The organism is Halobellus sp. Atlit-38R, assembly GCF_003665925.1.
GTDB lineage: Archaea > Halobacteriota > Halobacteria > Halobacteriales > Haloferacaceae > Haloquadratum > Haloquadratum inordinatus.
This window is the reverse complement of sequence record NZ_QXIJ01000379.1, coordinates 1-442: the sequence shown is the minus strand read 5'-3', so window position 1 is coordinate 442 and position 442 is coordinate 1. Positions and strand designations below refer to the sequence as shown.

Below are 442 nucleotides of genomic sequence, written 5' to 3'. Positions count from 1 at the left end.
GGTCCGGAGGTCCTCGACGATGTAGAGGTTGAGACGGTCCCAGAGGTTCCAGGCGTACCCGGACCGGGCCAGCTCCCAGGCCGCCCACGCCGCGACCTCCTCGTCGGAGCGCCGGACCGCCTTCTGGAGGAGGCTGGAGACGACGTACCGGCTGTACCCGCCGTCCGTCTCGTTCGGCTCCTTCTCCTCGCCGAAGTCGTTCTCGCCCGTCGCGTCCGGCGTCGTCTCGGTTTCGAGGCTCCCGTCCGACCCGAACGTCGCCTGTCTGTCGTCGCCGTCGGCCATGCCCTCGCTCCCGCCGCGAGCGACTTAACTGCCGCGCGGCGAGCGCGCCGGGAGCTCGGTCCCGGCGGCCGTTCGCGTCGGTCGATCCGGGCCGCGGTACGGCGGATCACACCTGCGCTGAAAGGGAACGCTTAAGTCGAATCCGGCGGCTATGTTT

General features: G+C 70.1%; 1 pseudogene. It reads right to left on the bottom strand.

The window, feature by feature from the left end:
• Positions 1–285 (bottom strand): annotated as a pseudogene (locus D3D02_RS19945) (hypothetical protein); the annotation flags it as partial.
• Between the last annotated feature and the right edge of the window lie 157 nt (positions 286–442).